We start from the raw sequence: 26153 nt of genomic DNA, 5'->3' as shown, positions 1-26153 counted from the left end.
ATAGTATAAGGTACTGTATTTTTGAGGTGGATTGATTAAACGTGATGGATCAAATCAATATTGCAATGCTTGAGACAGTAGTCAATCACATTTCTTCTTCTTTGATCGCGGTGAATTCATCGGAAAGAATAACCCATTTATATGTTCATAAACATAATGCCCGCAATCTCCAGTATCTGGTCGGAAGAAATTGGTTTGATTTATTGAAAAGAGTTATCACTCCGGAGAATTATACGGCTCTGTATGATGCGTATTATGAGTGTGTTACTTCACAGCAGCCGGTATATATTTCTAAGTTATGCCATATTGATATTCGTGGCCTAACGGAATATTACTCCTGTTCTTTTTCTTTCTTGCCTCAATATAGCACAGTCATTGTTTTTATGAAAAATATTACTGAATCATTGCTGATCGAAGAAGAGTTTACCTGTATGTCTGAACAGTATGAATCACTCAATCGTGAATTGTGTATTGCCATGTCCAACTTGGAATTTCATATGATGGACATCGAGCAGGCTCATAAGAAAATTGCCGCCTTGTATCGAATTACTTCCATTGTGCAAAAAACAGTCAACGAACAGGAAGTATTAAATGAAATTTTAGACGGCATTACCCGTGAATTGGGTTTTACCCATGTGTCAATTATGTTATTTGATGAAAAGCGCAAGGAGCTTAAAGTGACGGCGCAGCGGGGTCTTGCTGATGCTTCGCGGCGTATTCCTTTGGGGAGAGGCATAACCGGCTATGCTGCATTGCACCGGGAATTAGTCTATGTGGAAGACGTATCCAAGGATTCACGTTATATTACCGGAAGCAGTGATTGTATCAGTGAAGTGGCGATTCCTTTAGTCGTTGATGACCGGCTGTTCGGGGTGTTAAATGTGGAAACAACCGACGGACGGATTCTTCAGTCCTACGATTTGGATTTGCTGCGCTCACTGGCAAGTCAAATTGCCATGACAATAGCTCATGCCAGTCATGTCTCAAAAGTGGAAATTCAGGCGATTACCGATGGGTTAACCGGGCTGTATAATTACCGCTATTTCAGGACCATTTTGACGCAAGAACTGAAGCGGGCGATGCGCTATAGACGTTCATTATCCTTGATTATGATTGATATTGATTATTTTAAACACTATAATGATACAAACGGTCATTTGGCCGGTGATGCTGTGTTAAGCACGGTAGCAGGCTTGATCAAACAGTCCTGCCGGGATGTGGACATTGTTGTAAGATATGGCGGTGAGGAGTTTGCCATACTACTGCCGGAAACCAGCGAGGCGGAAGCCTATTTGCTGGCGGAGAGAATCCGCAGGGAGATTGCCGAATATTCATTCCCTAACGGGATGGCTCAACCAAACGGGCAGGTGTCGGTAAGCGTAGGAATCGCCAGCTATCCGGAGGATGCCTATTTTGATATTGAATTGATCGAATGTGCGGATATTGCTTTATATACAGCAAAGCATGCCGGTAGAAACTGTGTTAAATTATTTGGAGAAAAATCTGACAAAACTGATTCGACATAATCAGGCTTATGTATGAATCGGGTAATGGTAGGTGTCATGATGACGCAAAATATACTGGGTGACTTTAAAGAATATTCCTTAGCGGGAACTGCCCAAGAAGTAAACTTTATAACAAATGTACTACATTTACCTATGCATTCCTGTATTTTAGATTTATATTGCGGATATGGCCGGCATACGATTGAACTTGCCAAAATGGGCTTTAATATGACAGGCGTGGATGCCACGGCTGAGTTTTTAGAAATAGCCACACAAAAGGCACAGGAGGAAAACGTATCAATAACTTTTTCCCAATGCGATATGCGTAAGCTTTCTTACAATCAAAGCTTCCATGCCGTAATTAACATGTTTGCTGCTTTTGGTTATTTTTCGGACAGCGAAAATGCGCATGTCTTGCATTTGATCAATCATTCCCTTTATTCAGGTGGTTTGTTTTTAATTGATTTACTGAATAAGGAATGGATGATTCGTAATAGTTTAAATCGCTATTGGCGTCATCCTAGTGGAGAGTATGTGTTATCTTACAAGGTGGAATTGCAAAACGGTATTGCAACGATGAAACGGCAGCTGATTAACCAGGTAACGGGAGTTAAGACGCAGTATGAATTTGCCTTGCGTTCTTATTCGCTCTCGGAGATGATTACCATCTTGGAACAAAGTGGTTTCGTCATCAAATCCACCTATGGAGATTTTGATGGCCGGCCATATGGGCCGGAAACACCACGGATGATTATTTTAGCGCAGAAAATGTAACACCTGTTGAAAACATATTTCAACAGGTGTTTTTTTATACACCATCTCCCGTAATGAACTCATAGTATGTTACAGAAGAGTGTGGGGGGATGTTATGCTTATTCGTATTGGCCGCCCAAAAACAAAAACTAAAGTTGTCGGTGTCGCGCTCAGTGGCGGTGGAGTACGGGGGCTGGCACATATTGGCGTACTAAAGGCCTTGCTTGATCATAACATTCCCATTGATATGATCGCAGGTACTAGCGCCGGCTCGATTGTTGCCTCTCTCTATGCCTGTGGTTATACTCCCAGACAAATGGTAAATCTTGCTGAAAAGCTTGATCTATCCAATTTGATTGATTTAAATGTTACGGTCACAGATCTTATCAAGCATAGTATGAAGTGGTTTTTTAGCGGTAAATTCCGGTTTTGGTCGGTACTGCCTACAGGCTTGATTCAGGGAGATAAGTTAGAACGTTTTTTTTCCGGACTCTGGCAGGATCGTACCGTACATGATACCAAAATTCCCCTGGCGGTGACGGCTGTAGATATTAATTCAGCAAGTACCGTTTTTTTTACGACACCGATTCCGGGACATCGCACCATCTTAAACGCCAGATATTATCATAATGTGTTACTTACCGATGCGGTGCGCAGCAGTATATCCATACCGGGTATTTTCCTGCCGAAGAAATTCCGTGGCATGACACTGGTAGATGGTGCCGTGAAGAATAATCTACCCACCGACATATTACACCATATGGGGGCTGATTTCATTATAGCCGTAGATTTAGGCTATGCCGGTCAGGCCAATTATGATCTTAAATCGGTTGGCGAAATCTTGCTGCAATGTATTGATATTATGGGACGGGAAGTTACTTTATTAAAAGGAGAGCAATATGCCGATGTAATTATCCGGCCGGATATGCAGGGTATAAGCTTTAAAAGCACTAAACAGGCCTTGCTTGGCATCAAGCGTGGAGAAGAGGCTGCCCAAACCCAGATTGCTGAAATAAAAAAATTGCTTAGCGATTAATTGCGTTGCAAGTTGAGGATGCATATCATACATTAATGACCAAGAAAACTGGTCAAGTTGAGGAGGAATTTGTATGAGTGCAAAATTCTCGGAACTATTTCGCCAAATGGCAACTCTGGATCAAGTGGTTGGTATAGGACATGGCCATAAATTAATCCGTGGGCAGAATACGGGACGTGAAGCTGTTGTTGTACTGGTACAAAAAAAACTTAAAAAAAACGATCTCCTGCGCAATGAGCGAATCCCCTCCGCGTTAGCCGGGCTACCTACCGATGTTATTGAAGTCGGCAATATCCGTTTATTGCAAGCCAGCCGTACGGATATGATAAGACCGGCGCAGCCGGGTATTAGTCTAGGACATTATCAGGTTTCGGCCGGAACCTTTGGTGCTGTTGTATATGATAGAAAGACTCAGGAACCATTTATTTTATCCAATAATCATGTCCTGGCAAATTTGACAAACGGATCGGATGGCCGCTCGAAAAAGGGGGATCTAATTACTCAACCGGGAATATATGATGGCGCCAGTTTGAGTTTGGACAAGATCGCCATAGGACATTTAGAAAGGTTCATTCCCTTGTCCATGGAATTAATTACCCCGCAATGTCCTATTGCACAGTTTTTTGAAACAGCGATTAATAAAATTATTAAAGCCTTTCGTCCCCAATATAAAGTTCAGGTATGGCGGCAAAGCGGCAAAGAAAACCTTGCAGATTGTGCGGTGGCCAAGCCCATTGATAAAAGCAGCATAAATCCTGACATTATGGAAATCGGCCCGGTTCAGGGAATAAAGGAAGCTATGGCAGGGCTGGAGATAAAAAAAAGCGGGCGAACTACCGGCGTGACCCAAAGTACTGTATTAGCCACTGATGTGACGCTTAAAATAAGCATTAATTCCAATGAATATGCCGTATTCAGTGAACAGATTCTGGCCGGGCCGATGAGTAAGCCTGGTGATAGCGGGTCCTTAATTTTAACGCTGGACAATTATGCGATAGGACTTTTATTTGCCGGCTCTGATCAAGCCACTTTATTCAATAAAATAGAACATGTTCTGCAACTGCTGGATGTTACTTTACTTTTATAATTTTATAAGTATGTAGAGCATATATATCGGAACTACAGTATCTCCAGCGGGATTAATTCTGTGTAGCGTTTATTCAATTGATCCTCAATGTGCGAATATTTGGTGGTAGTATCAATTTTTTTGTGCCGCAGCACTTCTTGCACAATTCTTAAATCTTTGGTACGCAAATATAAGTTGGTCCCGCAAGAGTGCCGAAGTAAATGACAACTGAGCATTTTGCTATTTTCCTGCTTAATACCGGCTTGTTTAAACCAAAAATCCACGATATCCCGTATGCCGCAGCGGGATAACCTGCCAAACTTATTATGATAAGCGGTGGAGAGGAAGAGAGGAGTCCCCCGTTCATCCTTCTCGGCAAAGCCACGGATCTTCAGATATTTCAACAACAAAGCCAGTGTGTCTGCCCGCAGATAAATCCGTCCGTCGCGCTTTTTGCCGCGGACAATCATAATACCGTGGTCTAAATCAATATCTTCCACACTGGCGCGATGGATTTCTACCGTACGTAATCCCTGTAAAGCCATAAAGGCAATGATTAAACGGGCCCGTAGGTTATTCACCCCGGTAGCGGGTATTAGACTGATCAGGTTCTGCAATTGAGTTTCATTAAGGTATTTGATGCCTGTAGCCCGCAACAAGGGATCTTCGCCGGCAAAAATACCGTCACAAGGGTTTAGTTCCACCAACTGTCTAAGTCGTGCTGAATCGTAGAAACGCCGGATAGCCGTTAATTTGAGTGACACCGTGGATACTCGTAATTGTCTATTTTCCCACAGATAGTTTCTGTATTCTTTAATATCATCCTGGACAGCCGCTAAAGGATGGATACGGGCTTCCAGGTTGCACCACTGAAGAAATTGATTGATATTTGACATATAGGTATTTAGCGTGTCTTGCGAAGGGCGGCCATGAGCCGAATCTCTTTTAATATACTCTTTTATATTTTCTATAAAATTAGTTGCGTCAATTGCTGCGCCGGACATTTTCAAAATTATCCCTGCCTTATCCCATTGGTTTATCTTAGATATCCTTATAATTATACTTATAAGGATATCTTTTGGCAAGAAAATAGGATGAAACTGGGATTTTGTAAAGGGCGATTACAAACAGGAACCGATGAGCATCGTTAATTCAGATTATAGCTGTTTATAAGGCCATACAAAGCGGCTAATGAGCTTTTATGTGCCGCTAAGGCTTACTATCGGACAAACTGAAATACAGGGCGTATTTTCAATTTGTGACGATGATTTCCGGTAGTGATAATTAGATTTTTTATATATTTATATAATTAATAGAAAATATAGTTATAGAAAATAATTGACGGTATTAGACTGTAAAAAGTAGCTCATTTAAATATAAATAAAACTAAAACTTTAAAAGCGCCGGACGAACATTAATAGAACACAACAAATATATTGATAAAGCATATTCGGAAAAACGGTTACCATGATACCTTGAGTCAAGTTTGACCCCTTTCAATCGTTTACTTAACATAATAGATATTATCGGACGTAAAATACTTAAGAAAAAGAGGCTATGGCAGCCCCGAATTCAGATATCAGATAATAGAAAATTCCTCATGAATTTTAAATAAATGAAATATATTATAACCTTTAAGTCGATGTTATGAGTGGAACTTTTAACTCTTGCCCCGGATAGATGCTAACGCTTTCGTCAATATGATTTATATATTTGATAGCACGGATCAAATCACGAATATCATTCTGGTTGGTAATGTGTTTTTCAGCGATGCTCCATAAGGTGTCATTTTTCTCTACCTGGACAACGACATAGGTTTTAGAGTCTAAAAACATATTGGACTGGGCATAGACATTTTGATAAGTAACAAAAAATAAAAATCCTAAGATGATTCCCAAAATGAAAAATAGATTCGGCTTATTAAACATATCATCACCTCGAACATCTGTTTGGTATTATTTTAACACGTACGTATGTTCTGGTCAATATGCTTTCGAACGAATGTTTGCATTTTTTGTTAACTATTGCTATAATTAGGTTGAGTATTAGGAAATGAGGATGAACATGAACAATGACGCTTATCTAAATTCGCGACAGCAGCAAATATTGGACTATATAAAGAGTACATTGCGGGCTAAAGGCTATCCGCCATCAGTGCGTGAAATCGGTGAAGCCGTGGGATTGAGTTCCAGTTCTACCGTCCATAGTCATCTTTCCAAATTAGAACAGTTAGGACTGATCAAACGCGACCCAACCAAACCCCGTGCCATTGATGTGCTGGATGAAGCTCCCTGGCGCCAAAAACATTTGACTCCTGTCCCTTTGGTTGGTTGTGTCACAGCGGGACAGCCTATCTTAGCTATAGAAAATATTGAAGAGACCTACCCCCTGCCGACAGAACTGGTCCGGGACGACAATGTTTTTATGCTGACTGTAAAAGGAACCAGTATGATCAATGCCGGGATTCTTGACGGTGACTATATTTTGGTTAGGGAACAAAAAGATGCAAATAACGGCGATATTGTTGTAGTACTTATTGATAATGAAGAAACTACGGTGAAGCGATTCTACAAAGAGAAGAATGTCGTCCGCTTACAGCCGGAAAATGATGAAATGGCTCCTATTTATGTAAAGGATGTAGCCATTGTTGGTAAGGTTATTGGCGTATTGCGATTATTGTAAATAAAACAAAAAAGACAAAGGGTAACCTTACCCCTTGTCTTTTTTGTTTTATTTATTATATTATTTTTGATCATGCAAATTTTTGGTGCCTACCCGCACAATCCGGTCATCCGGAGGAAATTCATCTTTAGCCAGCAGTTCCCGACTGATTTCCTTTCCATTCAATTGCTTAATCCGGTAGGTTGTCACCTGGAAGCCTTTTTCCCCTTCCGATTCTACCACTTCTTTCCCCAATTCCAGATCCGGGTCCTGTTTTACAATCGTGTTCGGCTCTATCACCTTTTTGTCTGTAGCAGCCACTGTAATTTCCGGACGCTTTTCGCTCTTGCCGAATACGTAAATAGTCAGATGGGTATCGGTCAATTCACTGCCAATGAAAATATTATGTTCCGATGAATTACTAAATTTAAAATCAAGCAAATTATCGGCGACCGTTGCGTCCTGTCCCAGTGGTACATATCCAGGTGGACGATAATGAGAAGTTCTTTCCAAAATATTCATATCGGCCAGCAAGACTGCGTTATACAGAGTGCTGCTAACCTGACAGACGCCGCCGCCCCAGTCGGGAACCAACTTGCCGTTAATAAAAACAGGCGCTTCTTTATAACCGTATTCCGCCAGACGTAAGCCAACAGTTTGATTGAAGGAAAATGTTTCGCCTGGACGCAATAGGATATTATTTACGCTTGTAGCAGCCAAACGGATATTTTGTACACGATTTTCATTTTGCGAATTGAATTGTGTAGTGTAGCTTGCAATGAGATCATCAATACTCTTCAAATCTTCCAAGACAATGTTAGGCTTGGTAACATTCACAACCAGAGAAACTTTATAAGGCAAACTATCGGTATTGATCTTGTCATTAATTGCCTTGGTAGTAGCTTCCACATCTACCTTTAGTCCCTCAGTATCAGGGATAGACACAATTTTTACCCCATTTAACACTACTTTGGCGCTTTGCGGTTCTTGATTTAGAGTAGTCGCAATAGAGGTTAGTATTTCACTGAGTTTTTCCTTGTCATAAGCAAAGTTAATAGGCAACTGATAGCCTTTATTAATAGTGATATACCGTTCTTGCAGACGCTGAATAATATTGCCGCTTCGGCCGACTTGGTAAGCCTGTTTAATTAGTGAATCAATATCTACTGACAATTTAATTTCTGTAGGCTGGATTGTCCACTCACGGTCTTTATAGATCAGTATTAGAGGATTCTTGGCGAGACGGTCGTTCATCAGTGTAGTCACCTTGGTCCTGGCCTCTGCTTCGGAGAGGCCACCGACAGGAATATTACCAATTTTGACGCCGGTATAAATTTCATCTCTAACGGCAAACGCGGCATTAGCAGCAAATAAACTAACCGAACTAAATAAAACAATGATAGCTAAAAAAAGAATAATATTGGTGGTACGTTTTCCTGATGCAATTTGCACAGTCTAGCACCCTTTCATGTTTAGCTTGAATGAGCGAAAACTGGGAAGTGAGAAAATCCCCGCAATAGCGGGGATTTTACTCGGTTTATTGAATATTCATTGAGAGTTCAACAAATTTCCCAGCAAGTTTTGCTTTTTGCAGTACTTCTTCTGTAATTTCTCCACCCTGATCCACAATAATTACGCCATTATCCGTTTCAATACGACGGCTGGCTTTTTTCCCTAGCAAGAATTTACGGTGTTTGTCGTCCACCTTTTTTTCCGGTTCTTCTTGTTGCTGCTTTTCCGGCGTTTCGACCGGAGGTGCAGTTTTTATCACCGGTGCCGGCGCGACTTCTTCTTTAGGCTGGACAGGGATTTCCTTGGTTACCGGAGCAGCTGTTTCAGTAATAAAAGCATCCTCTTCGGCGATAACGGTAACTTGCTTACCAAATGTAATAACTCGTTGCGCTGCTAAGGTCAGTGCTTCACCTTTTACATCCTCAATATCACAAGCAACAATTTTTCCGTTTTCGTCAATATTAAACTCGACTACCTTACCCAATATCCGGCCTGTTTTGGTCACGATTTTGGTGTCTATAATTCTAATGTCGGCAGCTAACAACTTTTCATAATCAGGTGCCGTGGAAACCGATAATACTTCATCGCTGCCTTCCACCGTGACAGCATATTCACCAATGCCGGCAATAGCGGAAAAAGGCAATAGTTTTGCACCTAAATACCATTTACCATCGTCAATAATTAGTGCGGCTACGCTTCCCTCACTGGAATTAATCACTAATCCCTTAACGCTGCCCAACTCTTTACCTTCGCTAATACTAATCACTTGTAACCCTAAAATGTCTACACTCTTTTTCATTTACAGTACTCCTCCTAGAATTTAAAATATTAACTTAGGTTGCGCCATTCGCGAAACTCAGTATTAATTTCTTCCACAATCGCTTCCGGGATGCTGTTAAAAGGGACAAATCCCAAACGGTGCTGAAGCAGGGTGTTTTTGATAATTCGTAAATAAGCCACTGTCGAGATAAATTCTTGCTCTAACAATGGGTCGTTGTGCAGACCTGATAAATTGCGTCCATCGGAAAACACTTGTATTGCCTCGTCGTAGAGTCCTTTGTTTTTTAGGATATTGCCTATTTCGACAGTTAAAAATGGAGCAGTATCATCTTCCGGATATTGCGACAATGCCTGCCGGAAAATAATGAGCGCTTGATTAAAGTTTTTTTGCTCTTTTTCCAGATAAGCTTTTTCCATTAATTCTTCCAGCGAAACAGCCGGTGCAGCTAAAATGGTGGAAGAATCAGCTTGAGGCAGTTCCTCTGCAAATGTTGAGGAAACAATATCCTGGTCGGCAGCTATCGAAACGGTAGCTGCCGTTTCGAATTCAACTGGTTCGGCGGTTATCGCCGGATCGATAATACAATCAATCAGATTAGGGTTATCTATTTTTTTCACTTCTTCAGCCACTTCCTCTATATGACGTTCCTCGTCATCATTTACCTGTTGAAGTATAATAGGCGCCACCGGCTCCGGTTTTTCCTGAAGATTGTTATTAGATGTACACTCTGTTTCCGGTACTGCAACAGAAGCTGCAGCCACAGCAAATTCCGGCTGAGTTTTTGCGATTACTTCTTCTTCTGTTACTACTTTTACCCTTTCCGGAGTCAGTGTATGGTCGGCAATACTGTCGTCGAAAGGAATTTTTACCGCTATATAGACTTCGGAAAAAGCCTCGGAGTCTATTACCTGATCAGTTGACTGGGTAGGTTTACAAGAAGCATCATATTGAGCAACAAAGTAGGCAAAAATGATAGCAAAAAATAACAAAAAAATAACACTGCCGGACAAACCGGCAAAATCTACTACAATTCGCGGCAAAATCAGACTAATGAATAAAGCGCATATGGCACATAAAATCAAGGACTTTATATGCAAAGTCACGCCGGTTAATCTGTTTCCCAGCTTATAAACGATCAGTGTAGTTGCTGTCACTGCCGTTAAGGTAACAATAATATACTCCAAAACTACCACCATAAAATGTTTATTTTCTAAAATTATCTATATTTACTTTCGACATGTTATAGAATATTCCTGTCTGTTTTTATATAAGATGATAGAAATATGTTAATTATTCGAATTATACGAGACTCGCCATTTCTGTTGCCGCTCCCATTACACCTAATATGACATGCTCCAAGGTTAAGCCGCCTTGCAAATAGACGGCATAAGGCGGACGGAGCGGGCCATCCGCACTAAGTTCAATGGAAGAACCTTGGACAAAAGTACCGCCGGCCATAATAACGGCGTCGCTATAGCCAGGCATACCGCTCGGCTCCGGTTTCACATGGGAATCGACCGGGGAGTACTTTTGCAGTCCCCGGCAAAAGGCAACCATTTTTTCCGGCGAATCTAGCTGGATAGCCTGGATAATATCACTGCGCCGTTCATTTAGTCCGGGAAAGGTGGTATAACCCAACAGAGAGAAAAAGGCAGCAGCAAACATGGCGCCTTTCACGGCTTGCGCCGTGGTGTGGGGAGCCATAAACAAGCCCTGATAGAGCAAGCGGTTGCCACCAATAGAAGATCCCACCTCACTGCCTATGCCGGGGGCGGTAAGACGGTAAGCGGCCATTTCAACCAAATCCGAACGGCCAGCAATGTAACCGCCGGTAGCTGCCAAACCACCACCGGGATTCTTGATTAACGAACCGGCCATGATATCCGCTCCGGCTGCTGTCGGTTCAAGGCTGTCCACAAATTCGCCATAGCAGTTGTCGACAAAACAGATACAATCCGGTTTGATCATCTTTATATATTCAGAGATAGCGGCAATTTGGCTGATCTGTAAGGGATTTCTAAGACTGTAGCCACGGGACCGCTGGATGAGAGCTACTTTAGTTTTGGCGTGAATAGCGTTCTTTAGGGCGGCAAAGTCCACCTCCCCATTAGCGGTCATGGCGATTTCCCGATAGGCAACTCCGAAATCCTTTAGAGAGCCGGGACTATCTTGGGCATAGCCAATGACCGATTGCATGGTATCATAAGGTGCACCGGTAACGGCAAGCAGTTCATCGCCGGGGCGCAATATACCGAATAATACGGTAGCCAGTGCGTGCGTGCCCGATACAAACTGAGTTCTAACCAAGGCTTTTTCCGTACCGCAGACATCAGCCCACACCTCTTCCAGTTTATCGCGGCCGGCGTCATTGTAACCGTAGCCAGTGGTGGCGCTGAAATGGTAGCTTGCAATCTGGTGCTTGCGAAAGATTTCTAATATACGGGCCGTATTTTTTTCGGCAATATCATCGATGGCTGAATAATAGGGTATCACTTCTTCTAATGCTTTGCGGCGTAAAGCCAATAAAGATTCGGAAAAACACATTGTCTACTTCTCTCCTGTTATGTATATACTATAACGTTTGACTAATTCAGGTGTTAGGGAAACTTTTACGTGAATCGCCTCTGCTTGATAATCAACGTTATGAACAACGGCGCAGTCATATAATTGTGAAATAATGCCGGTGTCATTATATGGTATAAGTAATTCAGTGTCAACTGTTTGACTGTCCAAAAGTTTCTCTATTTCCTGTAACAGCTGGTCAAGACCGGTATTTTCTTTCGCTGAAATGGCGACACTGTCTTTTTGAAGCAGCAAATCGTTTATCTGCTCTGGATCGTCAATTTGATCAATTTTATTAAATACTGTAATCAAAGGTTTATTGCTTAGCTCCAATTCCGCAATAACCTGCAGCACAGCATCACTTTGTTCTTGTAGAAGCGGACTGCTGGCATCCACTACATGCAGCAGAATATCCGCATAGGAAATCTCCTCTAAAGTAGCCCGGAAAGCAGCTACCAGTTGGTGTGGCAGCTTTTGAATAAAACCAACGGTGTCCGTTAACAGGGCTTCCTTTCCATTGTTTAGTGTAAATTTTCTGGTGGTGGGATCTAAGGTAGCAAAAAGCTTATCTTCCGCCAATACCTCTGATTGAGTCAGTTTGTTGAGCAAAGTGGATTTACCTGCATTGGTATAACCAACTAAGGCCATGGTCGGTACGCGGGCTTCCTGCCTTTTGGCGCGATGTAAATTGCGTTTGGCACGAATGCTATTAATCTCTCCTTCAAGAAAGCTGATTCTGGAACGAATCCGGCGGCGGTCTACCTCTAGCTTGGTTTCACCGGGGCCGCGTGTCCCAATCCCGCCTCCTAATCTGGAAAGAACCAGGCCCTGTCCGCTTAAGCGGGGGAGGCTGTATTTTAATTGTGCTAATTCCACTTGTAACTTACCTTCATGCGAACGGGCCCGCTGCGCAAAGATATCTAAAATAAGCGCTGTACGATCGATAATTTTGACGCCCAGAGCCTGCTCGATGTTTCGTTGCTGAGAAGGAATGAGTTCATCGTCAAAAATAATCATGTTGGCATTTTGTTGTTGACGCAAAAGACTAAGCTCTTGTATTTTCCCACGGCCAACAAAAAAAGTGGTGTCCGGTCGCTCACGCTTCTGCCAGGTTTTCCCTACAACACTGGCACCTGCCGTTTCGGCAAGTTGTTCCAATTCCTGTAGAGAATCCCGTATATTCCAGGCCTGAGACCTTTCCAAACCAACAAGCAGGGCCCGTTCCGGTTTTTCCAGATTGCTGAATGTCGTTTGGCGCAGTAACGTCTCTTCTATTTGTCTGATTAAAGCCGGAAAATTCAGTTGTACGAAATTTTCCACCTGAAATGGTCCGGCCATTTCAAAACGATAAGTATCTTCATCGGAAATGCCGGCAATCACGCCTAAGGTAATCTTGGTATCATCAGGTGTTTCCCCCGCGCCGATGGCAGCCATAAGATCAAAACGCATTTCTTGTAATGCGCTAATATCAACGGCACTTAATTCGCTATTGCCATCGGGATGAGTATGCAGGCAGCGAATGCCGCTTAATCTGTTTAATGAGCGTTTTCCCGGTAGTACAGGCAACGAGACAGTGACAGCATCACCAACGGCAATTTGAATAATCTGTCCTTTTCTATTTATGTAAACCATAACTTCCCGGTTTATTTCCGAAGTAAATGCCGCCAACAAATTGATTAATTCTATCGTGGCCGGCTGATCAGGCGGAATTGTATATTCATAAAGCGCGTCCAGACGGGATAGAATACTTTTGCGAATTCCATTAATGTTTCCCTGGATTTTATTCAATCCAATCTCTCCTCTATAACAATAAATAAATTAGCAGTATTTATTCTAGGGAAGAATCTTCCGCCATGCCAACAGGCTTAAATCAGCGGTTGCCTAAAAATTCACTGAGTGAAACCATCGAGAGTAATATATAGATTACTATTACTATACAACGGGTACTGCGGTGCGAGCAATTTAATCCGGGAATAAAATTTCTGATGTGATAAGGATTTATAATAAATAGCCCGTATAATATAATAACTGTTTCTATGGCAAAGATAAATAGCTGATTGAAATATAATGGGATGGCCAGCAAAAAACAGGTGATAAATAAACCAAATCCGGCAGTTATCCGTTTACGGATAAGGGCTTGCAGCTGTTTTTTACGTTCTCGTCGCGAAATTTGCATATAAAGATTTCCTCCTCGCTTTTAATTCATTTATTTGTTTATCTATAGAAAGAAGCTGTCTTGGTTATTAAGTAATCTGTGAGTACCAGCCATATCTCATGAGATCTTAATGCAAGACAGCTCCTGCTATATAATTTTTATATTATTTTCTTTTTCCGGTCGTTTGGTTGGGAATGGCATCGGTTTTTTCCACAAGTCCCTGATGTTCGTTGCTATTGGGAAACAAAGCCTGGTAATCATCTGTGCCGGGAATATCCTGGGGAGTGTCGGAACTGCCAAATTTCATAACCGCCTGTAATGCGTCTTCGCCGTCAAAGCCGTTAAATTCTGTCTGGTCTAAAAAAGTACGCTGAAAAGGAGGTTCCAAAACTTCTTCTTCGAGCGGCCTGGGGGTAGAATCGGGATGATCGGCCTCTTGCTGACACAGGAGACATTTTGAAGCCCAAGGAATGGCATTCAGGCGTTCCCTGGTGATTTCTTGGCCACAAGCGTCGCAAATACCATAGTTGCCGACAGCCAGTTTTTTCAGGGCAGTTTCCACCTCTGCCAATAGCAGCTCTTCATTTTCACGCAGAGCCATATCCTTACTACGTTCAAATAATTCATCGCCAATATCGGCAGGATGATTGTCATACATGGATAATTCTCCGATAGAATCAGACATAGCTTTTGAGGTTTCCGCCTCAGCTAAGCGGGAAATCTGGGAACCAAGCCGTTCTTTTTCTTGCAATAAACGAGTCTTATATTTTTGGCGCTCACTTTCATTCATTTCATACACTCCGTAACTGTTAATGAATTATTTTGGTTACCTCGGCCACCCGCAATCGCTCTTTAGGTGAGCTTATCTGTTGATCACTGTAGCCTACACAGATAATGGCGACAGCCCGCAACCGCGGCGGTGCTTCCACCAATTTTTGTACCTGCGGCTCATCGAAGCTACCGACCCAGCAAGTTGCCAGGCCCATGCTTTCGGCGGCCAATAACAGATTTTCTGCAGCGGCAGCCGTATCCTGAAGGCAATAGAGCTGGGCGCCTCTTTCTCCGTATTTTTCATTTGATTTTGCCGGGTCAGCCATAACGACGATGGCCACAGGAGCTTCGGCAACTTGTGGCTGATCCGTACAGACTGCGGCCAGCCTTTGCTTTACCTTTTCGTTTTTTACTACATAGAAAAACCATGGCTGTAGGTTACCGGCACTGGGGGCCCAGCAGGCGGCTTCGATAAGCTTGGCAAGACTTTCATCTGTAATGGGGTCCTGCCTAAAATTTCGTACTGTTTTTGATTCCCTCATGCATTCGAAAATTTCTTCCGTCATTTCTATTCCCCCCGGACATTTTACCAGTTTAGATTTGACCGTTTTTCATTTCCACAATACGAATCAGTTCGGCAATAAAGCCGCCAATTCCAGGAATATTCAACATAATCAGGCGCCGCAAGAATTCCAGCATTAAAGCAAAAATCAAGGTTGCTCCTATGGCTATGCCAAACCCCCTGGACAAGCCGGCCACAAAATTTATGGCTATTAATCGAAACGGTCTTTCCAGCAATTCCATATAGTCGGCGATACGCAGGGCCTCAAAATGCCGTACTAATTTTTCCATTTGGAGAGCAAGCAATTCCGATTCATTCTTTTCCTTAGCCATACTGAATCCTCCCCGCTTATAGTTCCCATATCAATAAAAAAAAAACCGGTAATTTCCGGTTTTAAAATCACTTTACTATGTCAATTTATCAGACATCGTCTTCTTCTGCATTTTTTACCATTTCCAGTTGAGCTTGCAGCAGTGTTCTGATACGGGTGCGAAAAATCTGTGCCTGTTTTTGAAGTTCTTCATACTCACCATTCATTTTCCGTACCTTACCCATGGCTTCTTCAATCATTTTTTGCGCTTTGATTTCCGTTTCCTTAATTAATAGTTCTGTTTCTTTTTTAGCATTTAACTTTACTTCTTCTGCAGTTTCTTGAGCAATCACCAGTGTATTATGCAAAGTGTTTTCCATATTTTGAAAATGTTCCAGCTTACTATTTAGACGATCTAAAGATTCCTTAATTTCGATATTTTCCCGGTATAGCTGTTCATAATCTTTAATGACCCGGTCCAAAAACTCATCCACTTCTTCTTCGTTATAGCCACGGAAGCTGCGTTTGAATTCCTGATTATGAATATCTAATGGTGTTAGCATTCTTCCACCTCCACTATATAAACCGTTTTAAAAATATACTGGTCCGTCCTTTTTTCGTTTGTCCGATGATTTCACATACCTCTACCCGTCCACGACCACGCATAGAAAGGACATCACCCTGTTTCACGGTCTGAGCACTGTTTTTGGCACTCTGCCAATTAACCTTCACTTTATCTGCCGCAATTTCATCGGCCATCCGGCTGCGGGAGACACCAAAGCCGGCGGCGGCAATCACATCCAATCGCAGGGACGCAACAGTCGTCTTGATTTCCTTGACCTTTTTTTCCGGTGCCACAATGTCGGTAAGCGCAATTTCAGCCACACTTACTCTGGCTGAACCGACATCAGTAAGGTTTTCCAAGATAAATGCGGCCAATGTCCGGTCAACAATAATTTGACATTGTTCGCCCTGCATTAGGATATCACCGAAAACTTCTCGCTTAATACCCAAGCCGATCAAGGCGCCGAGAACATCCCGGTGGGATAAATGATCATAGCGGCCATCCCAGCTTATTTGCAGGGCCGCTAGCGGCGAATCCACTTTCCCTAAATAATCGTTACTTATAAAAACAGCTTTATTGCGTTCGGCATCTTCATAACCGCCCAGCGCTTGCAGCACTAGACGGCCATCATAATGAGCAATGATTGTCTCGGCAATGGTAAACCCATAGGGATCAAGAAAATCGCTGATTTTATATTTGCGGCTCCGGAGAGTAGTTTCAGCTAAATCCAACAACTGGGCAGCTACAGCTTCGTCACCGCTGGCACGATAATATCGTAAGATTTTTTCCCTCTCAGCCATTACTTTTTCCCCAATTCGCGTGAGCGATTAGCAGCAGCTATAACGGCATCACTTAAAGCAGCCCGCACGCCCTGTTGTTCCAGTACATGAATTCCGGCAATGGTTGTTCCTCCCGGCGATGTGACCATATCCCGGAGCTTGGCAGGATGCTCGCCGGTTTCAATAACCATCTTGGCGGCACCTAACAAGGTTTGCGCCGATAAAAGCAGTGCCTGGGCACGGGGCAAACCAGCCCGTACGCCGGCATCGGCTAGCGCATCAATAATAACGAAAGCATAACCCGGTCCACTGCCGGATAATCCGGTCACAGCATCCAGCAAGCTTTCCGGTAAATTCACAACTTGTCCAACGGAAGAGAAAATAGCAGAAGCTATTTCACCAATACCCGCATCGGCAAAGGTTCCCAGCGCAATGGCCGACATTCCCTCCCCTACAGCTACCGGAGTATTGGGCATTACTCTCACTACCGGAACCTGGGGCAATGCCTGTTCCAGTGCAGCAATCGTAAAGCCGGCAACAATAGAAATAACGGTGGTTTCTTTTCTGACCGTGGAAGCGACATGCTCTAAAACCTGGTTAATAACTTGCGGTTTGACGGTCAAAAATAATATATCGGCTTCAGCCGCCACCGCTGTCCCCTCCAGGGAAATCTGGATTTGATACCGGTCTGCCAGGTAATGCAACCGTTCTTGCGAGATATCATTGGCAGTGATCTGCTCCGGTTTGACCAAGCCCGCTTTTAAGATTCCCCGGATCAGGGCTTCCGCCATGGCCCCCCCGCCCAGAAAGCTAATCTTCTTATTTTGTAGCAACATAGTATCCCCCTAGAGAAAATTCACTTATTGGCCCAAGGCAGGATAACTTTGTCACCGCTATCCTCATGCGAGCTATATGAGACATCAACATTGGTCGGGGCACATAGGAAAATGTCGTTGCCGATTTTCTGTATTGTTCCCCCCAAGGCATACGTAGTCCCGCTGATGAAATCAATCATGCGTTTAGCTACTTCTTTTTCACTGCTTTCAAAATTTACAACCACCGGTTTTCTGTTTTTTAGATAATCAGCTACCGTTTGCGCGTCATCAAAAGAAAATGGCTCGACAACCATTACTTTCATTTGTTTCTGCGCAGTAGGTAAGTTTACTATATTATTACTGCCGAGTTTTTTCTGTTTGTATTCAGGTTCTTCCACCTTTGTTGCACGTTCTTCTTCGGGCTCCAGTGGCTCAAATAAACCTAAGCTGCCCCATACCTTTTCCATAAACTTCATATACGTATGCCTCCTCTTTCTGACCTTTAATATTGTCTTTGCCCGAAAATACCGGTACCAATACGCACGATATTGGCGCCTTCTTCCACTGCAACTATGTAGTCGTTCGTCATCCCCATCGACAGCCATTTCAGATGATGGCCGGGAAACTGACAGGATTCCAGTTCTTTGAACAATTGATACATTTCACTAAAAATAGGACGCGCTTCTTCCGGAGTTTCATAGTAGGGAGCAATCGTCATCAGTCCGCAGAGGCGCACATGTTCCAAATCACTGATGCGGCGTCCTAGCGAAATAACCTCCTGCGGCGTTACACCATACTTGGTTTCCTCTCCGGCGACATTAACCTGCAGCAGTATATCCTGACACGTATTAAAACTGCCGGCAGCTTTGTCAACTTCAATGACTAATTTTTCACTGTCAATGGAGTGAATCAGGTGGAACAGGCGCACAGCCTGCTTTACTTTATTTGTTTGCAGATGACCTACGAGATGAAGCTCCACTTCAGGTAACGCCGCGTGCTTTTGCAGCGCTTCCTGCACCCGATTTTCACCAATGGCTGTAATTCCGTTACGAATGGCTTCTTCGATAACTGGCACGCCCTGATTCTTGGTAATGGCCAGTAACTTTACACCACTATCCGGACATAACGGCGGGACCGTTCTTGTCTGTAAGGTCTTTTCAATATTTTCCTGTATTTGATTTAGACAATTCCGTATAGACATAATAATCCTCCTGCCGGATATATATATTATTCTCGAATAAACATAATTTTCCTCTAGTTACCTCTTATATTCCATAAATTATTTTATAAATTGAAAAAATAAATCCGGTTATGGTAAATAGAATAAACCTTACCTTCAACAATAACTAATCATTGCAGGCAAGGTCTAATTATTAATCGGTTACAACATGATAAATGCTGCTAAACGTCCTGTTTTTCCCTGCTCTTTACGATAAGAAAAGAACAGACTGGAATTGCAGGCAGTGCAGACCTGACTATTGATAATATTTTCGTCCTTTACACCTATTTCCCGTAATTGCTGGCGGTTGGCTTCCCATAAATTCAGTTTCCAATGAGTTTCTTCCTTTTTTAGCAGCGACTCCCAATGAACGAAGCTTGCTTTTAACCGTTCGATGACCGGCGTATCTACCTTGTAACAACAAGGACCAATCGAAGGAGCTATGCCCACTAGACAGTCTTCGGGCTGTGTTTGGCAATAGCTCTGCATCGCTAGAACTGTTTTACGGGCCAATAGGGCCACCGTGCCTTTCCAGCCGGCGTGTACTACGGCAATAACCCGCTGTACCGGATCAAAAATAAGCACCGGTACGCAATCAGCAAAAAACAACATCAAGGGAATCCCCGGAACCTGAGTAATCAATGCGTCGGTTTCCGGGAAGGCTTCCTGGTAATTGATGGCTCCCCGGCCATAATCCTGTGCGGTAACCAGATGAATCGAGTCACTGTGTATTTGCTCGGCTGTCACCAGGGCTGCAGCAGGAATATCCAGCGTCCGGCAGTATAACTGCCTGTTTATCCGGACGGTATCCGGGTCATCCCCTACGTGAAGAGCCAAATTTAAAGAAGTAAACGGCTCGTTGCTGGCTCCTCCCAGCCTGGCAGAAACGCCATGTTTCAGACCAAAAGCGCTAAAGTGACTAAAGGTACCATTCCAGATACCCTCCCTATGCTGGATTGAGAACGTTCCCAAAGTAGCTCCTCCCTTCAATTACAAACTCCACAACGTGTACAATGGTTGGTGCAGGGCGGAGTCGTTTGCCCGCTATCGGCCCGCTGCAGTTCCTGCCAGAGATATTCGGCATGAAAGCCCATATTCAGGTGACTCCAGGGAAATATTTCCGCCTCATCCCTGGTGCGATAGAGATAGAACTCTTCCTGCAGGTTATATTCCCGCATTGCCCGCTTAAAGTGCTTATAACCGCCTAACCGGTATGCGGTTAGTAAAGCTGAACCCAGACGGCGGTCGCCCCGCGCCAGGATGCCTTGAATGTTGGATTCCTTGGGGGTTTCCGCCAATACTTCGATATTTTTATCTTTTTTTAGTGAGGTCTGAATGTGTTTTAATTTAGCTTCAATTGTGGCAACGGGAGAAACCGCAAGCCATTGAAACGGAGTGAACGGTTTAGGAATAAAGGGATTGATGCTTAGTGTCAATTTACCGGCGCTGCCTAATTTTTTCATATACTCCTTAAACTTTCGGGCCATCAGGATAATTTCCTCAATATCCTCATCCCGCTCAAAAGGCAGGTCGATCATAATATAGAGCCGTATATTATGGATTCCGGCAGCGATGGCCAGGTGGATTGCCTGGTACATGTGCTCATCAGTGATGCCCTTGTTAATTACATCCCTCATTCTGATGCTGGCCGCTTCGGGGGCTAAGGTTACCGTTTTGTGATTGCTGACCGCCAGGGCTTTGACCAAGCGTGGGGTCAGTGAATCAGCCCGCAGGGAGGCTACCGACATATTCAAGTCTTGCTGCACGATTTCTTCGCAAATATCATCGATATTCGGATGATCCGATATGGCGGCCCCCATCAGGCCGACTTTCAGATTTAACTGTTTAGCCTGCCCAATAGCTTGTTTTATTCTTGCCAGTGAACGAATCCGTGGATTGCGGAAACAATACCCAGCCATGCAAAACCGGCAATGACGTCCACAGCCTCTGGCAACCTCAATCAGAAACATAGAGCCAAATTCAGTGTCTGCTGTGACAATAACCGTTTGTGCTTCAAACTGCTCTAAATTCTTAATCCAGCGCCGTCTGGTAATAGGCGGAATTCCTGGTGTCGTTTCCCGGGCAGTGATTTTGCCGTTTGAGTCATAGTGAAAAGTCGAAAATCCGGGAACGTAGATACCTTCAATTTGCGCTAATGCTGCTAAAAGCTCCTTACGCGGTTTATGACGCTCGGCATAATAGGTATCCAGCAGATCCTGGATGACTTCCTCACCTTCACCGATAATACATATATCCACAAAATCGGCTAACGGTTCCGGATTGAAGGTAGCACAAGGGCCGCCAATGATAACCAATGGATCGGTCTCCGTCCTTTCGGCGGCCAAAACAGGAACTTTGCCCATGTCCAGTACCTTGATAAGGTTGAAGTAATCCATTTCAAAGGTAACTGAAAAACCAATCAAAGGGAACTCATACAACGGACGCTGCGTTTCTAATGTCATCAACGGCGTGTTGGTGCGCAGATACTCCTGTTCGGTTTTTTTATCAGGCAGAAAAACACGCTCACAGGCAGTATCCTTCCTGTCATTAATGCATTTATAAATAATATGCATGCCTAGGTTAGACATTCCCACGTAATAGGTGTTGGGATACACCAAAGCAAAGCCGTTCCGGGAACCTGGAGCGAATATTTTTGCTCCCTTTTCCGTGGTTAATTGATTTTTTAATTTTTCTTTTAGAAGCCAGGACAACCGATCAACCCCAATACATATATCTTCTAACCGGACCGATAAAAGCGGAATAGACCTACAACCCATAAAAGAACAAGCCTTATATGATCTGTTGTAAGCCTATTCTTTTAGCCGGTAGCTGTCAAGTTAGAGAACCACTGTTTTGTTGAAACTATGGATTAAAATCAATCAATGACTTTCAAACAGCATTTCCACGACTTTGCCGCTCCGCAGTGAGTCCGGCACGTTAATAACTCGTTGATTGCTGGATCCACGCCAGGGAAGACTAATATCCCGCTTTTCCAGGATAAACGGTCCGTCAACTAAAACATCAATATACTGCATAATCTCCCAGTGACATACCTCATCAAAAGTATACCCCGTATACAGCCAAATATTTAACCGGGGAGCGCTTTTTCGCAATAACAGGATGACTTTCAGGACAGCCTCGGGCTGCAGTAGCGGGTCACCACCAGTAAAGGTGATACCCTGATGCAACGGCGTTATCTTCTTTAGCAATAAGCCGGCAAAAGCCTCCTCTGTCACTAAAGTTCCTCCCTCGGCAGCCAGCAGCTTCGGATTATGACAGCCTGGGCAATAACGGGGACAGCCTTGTAAAAAAGCAGACACCCGAATGCCGACACCATCTACGATGGATTCACCAACTATATCTGCGTAACGAATCAATGTATCCATCTCCCTGTTTGTAGCTTACACATGAGCAATCCGGTCATTCAACTCACGGGATTTAGCGTCATTAAATCTTTCGACTGTACTTAAATATCCGGTGATCCGGCGTACACGCCGCACTTTGACGGAACCGCAGGCAGGGCAGCATTCGTCATCAATGACGCCAAGCTGCCCGCAGCTTTCACAAAAATCTATGGGGAAATTAATTCCTGCATATCCGATATCGCACTCTTTCATATAGCGGATAATGTCTTCTACTGCATTAAGATTATTGACGGGAGGCGAAGTAAATTCCACATAGCTGATATGGCCGGCATTCGTATATTTATGGTAAGTGCCTTCAATTTTCATTTTCTCAAATACGCTAATAGAGTATGAGACGGGAACATGAAAAGAATTAGTGTAGTATTCTTTATCAGTAACACCGGGGATGAGTCCGTATTCCCGGCGATCCATTTTGATAAATCTTCCCGACAGGCCTTCAGCCGGCGTCGCCAGGAGCGAGTAATTCAAATTGTACTTTTCGGCCGCTTTATCTACTTTGTTGCGCATAAAGGCAACAATTTCCTCACCTAGAACCTGGGAATCCGTACTTTCGCCATGATGACTACCGGTTAAGGCGATCAGCGTTTCCGCCAGACCAATAAAGCCGACCGACAGGGAGCCGTGTTTGATCACATCTTCGATGGTATCATTGGGCAATAGCTTGTCGGAATCCAAATAGAGCCCCTGTCCCATCAAAAAGGGCATATCCTTTACTTTTAAGGCCGCCTGCACCTGGTAACGATGGAAGAGCTGCTCACAGGTTAGATTAATCAGATCGGACAGGCTTTGATAAAATTTAACCAAATCCCGTTCCGCTTTGATTGCCAATCGCGGCAAATTGATGGTAGTAAAGCTTAAATTACCCCGCCCATCAGTCACTTCCGGCCCGCAGATGTTGGACATGACCCGGGTGCGGCATCCCATATAACCTACTTGATCATTATACTCTTTGTTAAAGGATGAGTCCATAAAACTGAAAGTCGGGTTTAACCGTTGGGCGGCTACCCGGATTGCCAGTTTGAACAGATCATAGTTGGGATCACCGGGATTAAGACTAATCCCTTCTTTTACCCGGAAGATGATGTTAGGGAATATCGGGTTTTCGCCATGGCCAAGTCCTTTCTCGTAGGCCAGCAGAAGGTTTTTGGTTACTCTGCGTCCGGCCGGTGAAGTATCGGTGCCTACATTTAAACTGGAAAACGGCACCTGAGCACCGGCCCGGCTGTGCATGGAATTGAGGTTATAGATTAATGCCTCCATTGCCTGGTATACTTCCTCTTCCGTCGCGTTTTCCATAAAGGGAGCCATATCGCGGTCAAAAAACGCAAAAGATTGTCCGCCGTGCATGTCATTTTGCGAGCTTTGCAAAACAATGGCTGCCAAAGCGGTTGCAGAAGAAGGACGTTTAGGCGGACGTATATAGCCGTGACCATTATTAAAGCCATTGGTTAATAATCTGCCTAGTGGAATTTGTACGCAAGTCAGCGTTTTGCCGTAAAAATCAAGATCGTGGATATGGATGTCTCCCCGTGTGTGGGCCTGCGCTATATTTTCCGGAATCAATCGATTAAGATAATAGGCTTTGCTGGCAGCGCTGGCAATTTGCAGCATCTTAGCCGAAGGAGAATTGGATACATTGGCATTTTCCCGGCTGGTTTCCACTAGTATTTCCGCCACGGCATCCATCAGATAAGACTGCGCTTCCCGTATGCTTGTCCGTTTATTTCTATATATGATATAAGCCTTTGCTGTCTTGGCATGACCCTTCTCAATCAGAATTTTTTCAACCGCATCCTGCACATCTTCAACCGTAAAAGTGCGCCCAGTGTATTCCCGCTTAAGATACTTTAAGACATCCAAGGTTAATTCAATCGCCAGCTGCTTGTCCGCTCCGCCAACCGCCTTGGCAGCCTTGAAAATTGCCTCTGTTATTTTTGCTTCATCAAAATTAACTTCGCGGCCATCCCGTTTTTTTATCTTTGTAAACACGTTCGATTCCTCACTTTATAGCTTTTCTTTAGATCCTTGTTTCATTAGCAATTCCAGTTCGGACATAAAATTGTTAATATCCGCAAATTGCCGGTACACCGATGCAAAACGTACATAGGCTACCTGATCAATCTCTTTTAGCTGCTCCATAACCATTTCGCCAATTTGCCTGGTCGTTATTTCCCGCTCCATATTGTTTCTGCTTTCTTTTTCAACCTGTTCCGCAATTTTCTCAATAACAGCCAAAGGAATCGGGCGTTTTTCACAAGCCCGCAATAGCCCATTCAATAATTTCCCACGGTCAAAAATAGCGCGACGTCCGTCTTTTTTTATCACCATCAAAGGCAATTCCTCCACTACTTCATAAGTAGTGAATCGTTTTACACATGACAAACATTCACGACGACGGCGTATGGAATTTCCTTCTTCCGCTGCGCGTGAATCAATTACTTTGCTTTCGGCAAAGCCACAAAATGGACAACGCATAACAAAGTTCTCCCCCCTTGTTATTTTATTTGCATAAGAAACAAAATATTGGTATAATATAAAAGGTTTACCTATGGCACACTACATGTTGTGTTCTTATATATTAAATTACTCCATATATTGTATTATTCCTGCTTTAAATTGAACTTTTTTATTGCTTAGGCAAAAAATAAACCTCCTGCGCTTTTTTCTGCAGGAGGTTTATTTTTGTCGGTATACTGGCTGCTACAGGTTTATTCAATCTGCTTAGTTCCATTAAAATGGGGTGCTTCTACTAAAATCACATCAAAGCCGATTTTGGTTATTTTATCCCAGGTAATGACTACATCGTCGTTGCGGCCAAAGAAGCCTAAAAACCTACCATGTCCGGGTACAATAATTGCTGTAAGCTTACCGGTTTCTATATCAATCTCAATATCAGTTATCGTCCCTAATCTTTTTCCGTCGATTACATTTACGACTTCTTTTAATTTCAAGTCCGATGTCTTTACCATAATCCCGCTCACTCCTCCATTGCCTAGCTCTATACACTATATGTTTACCTGATTGTAAATGTGCCTAATAATGGAAGAGTTTTCATATATTTTTTCTGATTTATGATTTTTGCTGGAGGGCTTCCCACAACTTCCAATGGATCTCAATACGATCTTTGCCCGGTTGCTCCTGAGTGTCAGTTCCTGCTTGGGGAGTTGCCGCTGCCGCATTGGTGATATCAATAAAACATAACGGAGGAAATAAGACGCACCACCAGTTCTTTCCTTGGGCAGCCCCAATTAAGATCCGTACTGCTTCGTATTTTCCGGCCGGCAATATCAAGTCTCCGTATGATTTTATGGGAAAATCAAACATCCCCATTTCCAACTGGGCCGAATAGTCAGCGCCGTTTTCCTTAATGACCTGTTGGGCAATCTCAACCAGTTTGTCTTTATTATTTAAAATAATACTTCTGGCCGAATCACTAGAGCCTGCCTGTTCCAGTTGCGGTGACAAATAAGCAAGTATGGCATCGCGAACTTTCAGTTTCAGTTGTTGGTCTTCCGGACTATCACTGTTAGCCAGTACATGCAGACGAATAAGTCCCTGACTGGTTTCCAGCAAAGTAGAACGACTGTTATTTTCTTTTAGAAAGAAGCTCCAGCCCAAAATTATAAACAGCACGATGGCAGCTGCCAACACTTTTTTCTTCATAGTTACTCCCCAA

Annotated in this window: 27 protein-coding genes; 5 read left to right on the top strand and 22 right to left on the bottom strand. The window is 43.4% G+C overall.

Annotated features, from left to right (window positions below; translation table 11 throughout):
• Window positions 1–44 precede the first annotated feature (44 nt).
• From BMW43_RS00585 to BMW43_RS00570, 4 genes are all read left to right on the top strand, one after another.
• Window positions 45–1526, top strand: a complete 1482-nt coding sequence (locus tag BMW43_RS00585) for a sensor domain-containing diguanylate cyclase (protein ID WP_091743451.1) — start codon at window positions 45–47, stop codon at window positions 1524–1526.
• Window positions 1527–1538: 12 nt separating this feature from the next.
• Window positions 1539–2279: a class I SAM-dependent methyltransferase gene (locus tag BMW43_RS00580; RefSeq protein WP_245732163.1), complete on the top strand. Its 741-nt coding sequence runs from the start codon at window positions 1539–1541 to the stop codon at window positions 2277–2279.
• A gap of 94 nt (window positions 2280–2373) precedes the next feature.
• Entirely contained in the window at window positions 2374–3294 is a 921-nt protein-coding gene (locus BMW43_RS00575; RefSeq protein WP_091743450.1) for a patatin-like phospholipase family protein, read from the top strand.
• A 73-nt stretch (window positions 3295–3367) separates the two neighbouring features.
• Window positions 3368–4381 (top strand): chymotrypsin family serine protease, encoded by a 1014-nt coding sequence (locus tag BMW43_RS00570; RefSeq protein WP_091743449.1) that lies wholly within the window; start codon window positions 3368–3370, stop codon window positions 4379–4381.
• Between the two features lie 32 nt (window positions 4382–4413).
• Here BMW43_RS00570 and BMW43_RS00565 read toward each other — a convergent pair whose 3' ends face one another.
• Complete coding sequence (locus tag BMW43_RS00565; protein WP_245732179.1) at window positions 4414–5364, bottom strand: tyrosine-type recombinase/integrase; 951 nt, start codon at window positions 5362–5364, stop codon at window positions 4414–4416.
• 630 nt (window positions 5365–5994) lie between these two features.
• On the bottom strand, window positions 5995–6288 hold the full coding sequence (locus BMW43_RS00560; RefSeq protein ID WP_091743447.1) for a LysM peptidoglycan-binding domain-containing protein: 294 nt from the start codon (window positions 6286–6288) through the stop codon (window positions 5995–5997).
• A 136-nt stretch (window positions 6289–6424) separates the two neighbouring features.
• On the opposite strand from BMW43_RS00560, the gene lexA reads away from it, so the two are divergent.
• Window positions 6425–7042, top strand: a complete 618-nt coding sequence (gene lexA / locus BMW43_RS00555; protein WP_091743446.1) for a transcriptional repressor LexA — start codon at window positions 6425–6427, stop codon at window positions 7040–7042.
• Between the two features lie 60 nt (window positions 7043–7102).
• Here lexA and BMW43_RS00550 read toward each other — a convergent pair whose 3' ends face one another.
• The 20 genes from BMW43_RS00550 to spoIIR all read right to left on the bottom strand — a co-directional run bounded on the left by BMW43_RS00550 (window position 7103) and on the right by spoIIR (window position 26140).
• The gene (locus tag BMW43_RS00550) at window positions 7103–8473 is read right to left on the bottom strand and encodes a VanW family protein (protein ID WP_091743445.1); all 1371 of its coding nucleotides are present in this window, start codon (window positions 8471–8473) and stop codon (window positions 7103–7105) included.
• 85 nt (window positions 8474–8558) lie between these two features.
• Window positions 8559–9332, bottom strand: coding sequence for a PRC-barrel domain-containing protein (locus tag BMW43_RS00545; protein WP_091743444.1), 774 nt, complete (start codon window positions 9330–9332; stop codon window positions 8559–8561).
• 29 nt (window positions 9333–9361) lie between these two features.
• Entirely contained in the window at window positions 9362–10324 is a 963-nt protein-coding gene (locus tag BMW43_RS00540; RefSeq protein WP_218140577.1) for a tetratricopeptide repeat protein, read from the bottom strand.
• A gap of 289 nt (window positions 10325–10613) precedes the next feature.
• Complete coding sequence (locus BMW43_RS00535; RefSeq protein ID WP_091743442.1) at window positions 10614–11858, bottom strand: methionine gamma-lyase family protein; 1245 nt, start codon at window positions 11856–11858, stop codon at window positions 10614–10616.
• 3 nt (window positions 11859–11861) lie between these two features.
• Window positions 11862–13664, bottom strand: coding sequence for a GTPase HflX (gene hflX, locus BMW43_RS00530; RefSeq protein ID WP_091743441.1), 1803 nt, complete (start codon window positions 13662–13664; stop codon window positions 11862–11864).
• Between the two features lie 530 nt (window positions 13665–14194).
• Window positions 14195–14821 (bottom strand): TraR/DksA C4-type zinc finger protein, encoded by a 627-nt coding sequence (locus tag BMW43_RS00520; protein ID WP_091743439.1) that lies wholly within the window; start codon window positions 14819–14821, stop codon window positions 14195–14197.
• Window positions 14822–14840: 19 nt separating this feature from the next.
• Window positions 14841–15368 (bottom strand): nitroreductase family protein, encoded by a 528-nt coding sequence (locus BMW43_RS00515; RefSeq protein WP_091743438.1) that lies wholly within the window; start codon window positions 15366–15368, stop codon window positions 14841–14843.
• A 28-nt stretch (window positions 15369–15396) separates the two neighbouring features.
• Window positions 15397–15696, bottom strand: a complete 300-nt coding sequence (locus BMW43_RS00510) for a DUF5665 domain-containing protein (protein ID WP_091743437.1) — start codon at window positions 15694–15696, stop codon at window positions 15397–15399.
• Between the two features lie 88 nt (window positions 15697–15784).
• Complete coding sequence (locus BMW43_RS00505; protein ID WP_091743436.1) at window positions 15785–16237, bottom strand: DivIVA domain-containing protein; 453 nt, start codon at window positions 16235–16237, stop codon at window positions 15785–15787.
• 13 nt (window positions 16238–16250) lie between these two features.
• On the bottom strand, window positions 16251–17039 hold the full coding sequence (locus tag BMW43_RS00500; protein WP_091743435.1) for a YlmH family RNA-binding protein: 789 nt from the start codon (window positions 17037–17039) through the stop codon (window positions 16251–16253).
• A complete protein-coding gene (gene proC, locus BMW43_RS00495; RefSeq protein WP_091743711.1) occupies window positions 17039–17851 on the bottom strand; it encodes a pyrroline-5-carboxylate reductase in 813 nt (270 codons plus the stop codon). Before proC ends, BMW43_RS00500 begins: the two co-directional genes overlap by 1 nt.
• Before the next feature lie 23 nt (window positions 17852–17874).
• Window positions 17875–18309, bottom strand: coding sequence for a cell division protein SepF (locus BMW43_RS00490; protein ID WP_091743434.1), 435 nt, complete (start codon window positions 18307–18309; stop codon window positions 17875–17877).
• Between the two features lie 26 nt (window positions 18310–18335).
• A complete protein-coding gene (locus tag BMW43_RS00485; RefSeq protein ID WP_091743433.1) occupies window positions 18336–19034 on the bottom strand; it encodes a YggS family pyridoxal phosphate-dependent enzyme in 699 nt (232 codons plus the stop codon).
• Window positions 19035–19214: 180 nt separating this feature from the next.
• Complete coding sequence (pgeF, locus tag BMW43_RS00480; protein WP_091743432.1) at window positions 19215–20024, bottom strand: peptidoglycan editing factor PgeF; 810 nt, start codon at window positions 20022–20024, stop codon at window positions 19215–19217.
• A gap of 14 nt (window positions 20025–20038) precedes the next feature.
• Window positions 20039–21763: a TIGR03960 family B12-binding radical SAM protein gene (locus tag BMW43_RS00475; protein WP_091743431.1), complete on the bottom strand. Its 1725-nt coding sequence runs from the start codon at window positions 21761–21763 to the stop codon at window positions 20039–20041.
• Between the two features lie 168 nt (window positions 21764–21931).
• On the bottom strand, window positions 21932–22429 hold the full coding sequence (nrdG, locus tag BMW43_RS00470; protein WP_218140576.1) for an anaerobic ribonucleoside-triphosphate reductase activating protein: 498 nt from the start codon (window positions 22427–22429) through the stop codon (window positions 21932–21934).
• Window positions 22430–22453: 24 nt separating this feature from the next.
• Window positions 22454–24466 (bottom strand): anaerobic ribonucleoside-triphosphate reductase, encoded by a 2013-nt coding sequence (nrdD, locus tag BMW43_RS00465; RefSeq protein WP_091743429.1) that lies wholly within the window; start codon window positions 24464–24466, stop codon window positions 22454–22456.
• Window positions 24467–24481: 15 nt separating this feature from the next.
• Complete coding sequence (nrdR, locus tag BMW43_RS00460) at window positions 24482–24952, bottom strand: transcriptional regulator NrdR (RefSeq protein ID WP_091743428.1); 471 nt, start codon at window positions 24950–24952, stop codon at window positions 24482–24484.
• A gap of 233 nt (window positions 24953–25185) precedes the next feature.
• On the bottom strand, window positions 25186–25446 hold the full coding sequence (locus BMW43_RS00455; RefSeq protein WP_091743427.1) for a YlmC/YmxH family sporulation protein: 261 nt from the start codon (window positions 25444–25446) through the stop codon (window positions 25186–25188).
• 100 nt (window positions 25447–25546) lie between these two features.
• On the bottom strand, window positions 25547–26140 hold the full coding sequence (gene spoIIR / locus BMW43_RS00450; protein ID WP_091743426.1) for a stage II sporulation protein R: 594 nt from the start codon (window positions 26138–26140) through the stop codon (window positions 25547–25549).
• Window positions 26141–26153 lie beyond the last annotated feature (13 nt).

This window comes from Propionispora vibrioides (assembly GCF_900110485.1).
In the GTDB taxonomy this organism is placed as follows: domain Bacteria; phylum Bacillota; class Negativicutes; order Propionisporales; family Propionisporaceae; genus Propionispora; species Propionispora vibrioides.
This window is presented reverse-complemented; position numbering and strand designations above follow the sequence as displayed.

Excerpts from the sequence above, each read along its gene's own strand:
- BMW43_RS00585 (WP_091743451.1), top strand. The coding sequence starts at position 45 with ATGGATCAAATCAATATTGCAATGCTTGAGACAGTAGTCAATCACATT.
- BMW43_RS00580 (WP_245732163.1), top strand. The coding sequence starts at position 1,539 with ATGAATCGGGTAATGGTAGGTGTCATGATGACGCAAAATATACTGGGT.
- BMW43_RS00575 (WP_091743450.1), top strand. The coding sequence starts at position 2,374 with ATGCTTATTCGTATTGGCCGCCCAAAAACAAAAACTAAAGTTGTCGGT.
- BMW43_RS00570 (WP_091743449.1), top strand. The coding sequence starts at position 3,368 with ATGAGTGCAAAATTCTCGGAACTATTTCGCCAAATGGCAACTCTGGAT.
- BMW43_RS00565 (WP_245732179.1), bottom strand. The coding sequence starts at position 5,364 with ATGTCCGGCGCAGCAATTGACGCAACTAATTTTATAGAAAATATAAAA.
- BMW43_RS00560 (WP_091743447.1), bottom strand. The coding sequence starts at position 6,288 with ATGTTTAATAAGCCGAATCTATTTTTCATTTTGGGAATCATCTTAGGA.
- lexA (WP_091743446.1), top strand. The coding sequence starts at position 6,425 with ATGAACAATGACGCTTATCTAAATTCGCGACAGCAGCAAATATTGGAC.
- BMW43_RS00545 (WP_091743444.1), bottom strand. The coding sequence starts at position 9,332 with ATGAAAAAGAGTGTAGACATTTTAGGGTTACAAGTGATTAGTATTAGC.
- BMW43_RS00535 (WP_091743442.1), bottom strand. The coding sequence starts at position 11,858 with ATGTGTTTTTCCGAATCTTTATTGGCTTTACGCCGCAAAGCATTAGAA.
- BMW43_RS00520 (WP_091743439.1), bottom strand. The coding sequence starts at position 14,821 with ATGAATGAAAGTGAGCGCCAAAAATATAAGACTCGTTTATTGCAAGAA.
- BMW43_RS00515 (WP_091743438.1), bottom strand. The coding sequence starts at position 15,368 with ATGACGGAAGAAATTTTCGAATGCATGAGGGAATCAAAAACAGTACGA.
- BMW43_RS00510 (WP_091743437.1), bottom strand. The coding sequence starts at position 15,696 with ATGGCTAAGGAAAAGAATGAATCGGAATTGCTTGCTCTCCAAATGGAA.
- BMW43_RS00505 (WP_091743436.1), bottom strand. The coding sequence starts at position 16,237 with ATGCTAACACCATTAGATATTCATAATCAGGAATTCAAACGCAGCTTC.
- BMW43_RS00500 (WP_091743435.1), bottom strand. The coding sequence starts at position 17,039 with ATGGCTGAGAGGGAAAAAATCTTACGATATTATCGTGCCAGCGGTGAC.
- BMW43_RS00490 (WP_091743434.1), bottom strand. The coding sequence starts at position 18,309 with ATGAAGTTTATGGAAAAGGTATGGGGCAGCTTAGGTTTATTTGAGCCA.
- BMW43_RS00485 (WP_091743433.1), bottom strand. The coding sequence starts at position 19,034 with ATGTCTATACGGAATTGTCTAAATCAAATACAGGAAAATATTGAAAAG.
- nrdR (WP_091743428.1), bottom strand. The coding sequence starts at position 24,952 with ATGCGTTGTCCATTTTGTGGCTTTGCCGAAAGCAAAGTAATTGATTCA.
- BMW43_RS00455 (WP_091743427.1), bottom strand. The coding sequence starts at position 25,446 with ATGGTAAAGACATCGGACTTGAAATTAAAAGAAGTCGTAAATGTAATC.
- spoIIR (WP_091743426.1), bottom strand. The coding sequence starts at position 26,140 with ATGAAGAAAAAAGTGTTGGCAGCTGCCATCGTGCTGTTTATAATTTTG.